Source organism: Actinomycetota bacterium (assembly GCA_035536535.1).
Taxonomy (GTDB): domain Bacteria; phylum Actinomycetota; class JAICYB01; order JAICYB01; family JAICYB01; genus DATLNZ01.
In genome coordinates this window covers 1-2,746 of record DATLNZ010000202.1, presented here as the reverse complement: position 1 = coordinate 2,746, position 2,746 = coordinate 1, and the positions used below count along the sequence as shown (strand labels likewise).

Genomic DNA, 2,746 nt, shown 5'->3' with positions numbered 1-2,746 from the left:
AGGCTCCCTCGACCCCCTTTGACGGGTGCGCGCCTGCCGTCAGGGGACCGGGCGCGAGCGCCCGCTGCCCGAGATCTCAAGCAGGCCCCCCGGCGCGAGCGTCTTCAGGTCCGTGACGAGCCTGTCCAGCTGTCCTTCCGTGAACGCGCCGGCGTAGCTGCCCACCAGCCGGCCCCGGGAGTCCAGGAACGCGGTCTCTGGCACCCCGGTCACGCCGAAGCGTTTGGAGGTGCGGCCCGAGGCGTCGCGGACGCTGGGGTAGGTGATGCCGAACTCCTTCAGGTACTCCTGCGCCTCGCGGCGTCCGTCCAGGATGCTCACCCCCAAAAACGCCACTTCCGGGTGGGACTGCGACACCCGTCGCAGCTCCGGCGCCTCCTCCCTGCACGGTTCGCACCAGGAGGCCCAGAAGTTCACGACGACGGGGCGTCCGGAAAACGATCCCGGGCCCAGCCTGCGGTCCGGGCGGGACACGTCCGGCAGGCTGAAGCGTGGGGCGGGTTCGCCGAGGCCGGACTGGGGGACCGCCCGGAACAGGTTGACCCCGACCAGGACCAGTCCCGCGACAAGGGGAATGACGAGCAGCAGGCGCCGCACGGCTCAAGGATAGGTTGGTGCGCGTCCAACAGGGCCCAGTGCGGCACCGGGGGCCCGCGAGGACCGGGGCCCGGATGAACCGGGGCCGGGTTACTTCAGGTCGTAGTACTCGAGGATGAACGCGGCGCGGGCGTGGCGGTCGTCCGACACAGTCATGTAGTGGGTCTGGTCGAGCGACATGGGCTCGGGAGGGAAGGCTCCGTCGCGGCCGGTGGCCGGGTCATGGAACATCATCGTCTCGCCAGGAGCCAGCGGATACCCGTAGAGCCCCCCGGCGATACTGCACCTGTCGCTTTCCCTGTCCGCCGTGCACGGCACGACCGTGTGCGCCTTGGAGTCGAGGTTCTGGATCGACCGCACCCAATACGTCCTCGGCAACACCTGTGTTGTCACCGGCTTCTGAGGCGCCACCTTGAAGTAGCCGAGAGGCCCCATCAAAGCGTCGTTGTCGCGGCCGATGACCGGCTGGATGGGGTGGCGTGGAGCGCCGTTGTAGAGAAACTGCGGCCCCACCGCGCTGGGGACGATGAGGATCTCGATGTACTCCAGGGGCTCGGCGTACGGGTCGATGGGGTTGCTGTTGGGGCCGGGGGTGGACTCGGGCTCGCCTCCCCCTCCGCCACCGCGAGGGGGCCCGTGATCGTCTCCGGAGGAGCCGTGGCCGGGGGAGCCGCCGCCCGGCAGAAAGCCCGGCTCAGCGAATACGTCGTGGATTGCGGGCACGAACCCCGAGGCCCTGGCGGCCGGAGCCACCGCGACCACGAGCGCCATGACCGCGAGAATTGTCGCGTAGCGTCGCAATATGTCCCTCAGCTGTGACGTTGTGTTTCGTGAGCGAACCCTTGCTGCCACAGGTGTTCTGCGCCGAGGCTACTTTTCCTTCCCGATGTGGCCCTCGCGTTTTGCCAGGGGTTCCAGGTAGGGGTGGAACTGCGAAGCCTCGGCCAGGTCGCTGAGCCGGCGCGGCCGCTGGAGGGTCAGCAGCATCATTGCCGCCAGCAGGGCCATGAGCGCCGCCTTGGCCACGGGGGCCGCGCGATCGGGCCCGGCTCCCAGGGGTGCCGCCGCTGCCTTGGAGCGGCCTTCGGTGGCGCGGCGCAGCGGGCGGGGTGTGCTCAGCTCGAGGGGCTTTTGCTCTTCTCCCGAGCCCTCCTCGGTCGCCGTGATGACCGGGGGGCGCTCCTTGAAGTAGTCGAACAGGGCGGCGGTTTCCCGATAGTGATCCGGAGAGTGCATCACCACCGACAGCGCCATGCCGTCGCGGGTCTGCAGGGCGGCCACCAGGCACCGGCCCGCCCGGTTTGTGAACCCGGTCTTCACGCCGATCGTGCCCGAGTAGCGGTCCAGCAGCTTGTTGTGGTTGTCGAAGGTGCGATTCGTGCCGTCCGGCCACTGCATCGTGTAGGCCCTGGTGGACACGATGTCCGCCAGGACCGGGTCGGCGAGGACCTGGCGTCCGAAAAGGGCCATGTCCCAGGCGGTCGAGACGTGTCCGGCCGCGTCCAGGCCGTGCGGGTTCACGAAGTTGGAGTCGAGAGCCGACACGGCGCGCGCCTTGGCGTTCATGAGCTCGATAAAGTGCGGGATCCCGCCCAGCTCGTGCGCGGCCAGGGCGGTCGCCGCGTCGTTGGCCGACTTGAGCATCAGCGCGTGGAGCAGGTCTTCGACGGTGAACTGCATCCCCGGCTCGAGGCCGAGCTTGCTGCCCGTCACCTGCAGCACCGCCGGCGACACGGTGACCACGTCATCGAGCCTGTACCTGTCGCGGACGACCAGCGCCGTCACCATCTTCGTCAGGCTCGCAGGCGGCAGGACGACCTTTTCATTGCTGCCGACCAGGACCTTGGAGGTCTTGAGGTCGACGAGCATGGCCGACGTTGCTCCCAGGACCGGCTGGATGCCCCTCGGTGGCTCGGTGGCAACCGGCCCTTCCGGAGGGGGCGGCGACTCCTGGGCCCCCGCCGGGGCCGGGCACAGGGTCGTTACGAGCAGCACCGCCCAGGCGGCCACGGAGCGGGCGTACCTCGGGGCCGGTTGCTTCAACGGGCGGCTCCCGCCATTCGCGACTCCAGCTGCGCGGCGAGGGCCGAGACCAGGTCCCGAATCTCAAGCGCCACGCGCTCGTATGCCTCCGCGCGGTCGCCGTAGG

3 protein-coding genes are annotated in these 2,746 nt (G+C 69.5%); all 3 read right to left on the bottom strand.

All coding sequences use genetic code 11. The features are described 5' to 3' along the window. Window positions 1-39: 39 nt before the first annotated feature. Window positions 40-597: a TlpA disulfide reductase family protein gene (locus VNE62_13185; GenBank protein ID HVE93234.1), complete on the bottom strand. Its 558-nt coding sequence runs from the start codon at window positions 595-597 to the stop codon at window positions 40-42. Window positions 598-687: 90 nt separating this feature from the next. Further along, window positions 688-1,368, bottom strand: a complete 681-nt coding sequence (locus VNE62_13180; protein ID HVE93233.1) for a hypothetical protein — start codon at window positions 1,366-1,368, stop codon at window positions 688-690. A gap of 99 nt (window positions 1,369-1,467) precedes the next feature. Continuing rightward, window positions 1,468-2,640 (bottom strand): D-alanyl-D-alanine carboxypeptidase family protein, encoded by a 1,173-nt coding sequence (locus tag VNE62_13175; GenBank protein HVE93232.1) that lies wholly within the window; start codon window positions 2,638-2,640, stop codon window positions 1,468-1,470. Window positions 2,641-2,746 lie beyond the last annotated feature (106 nt).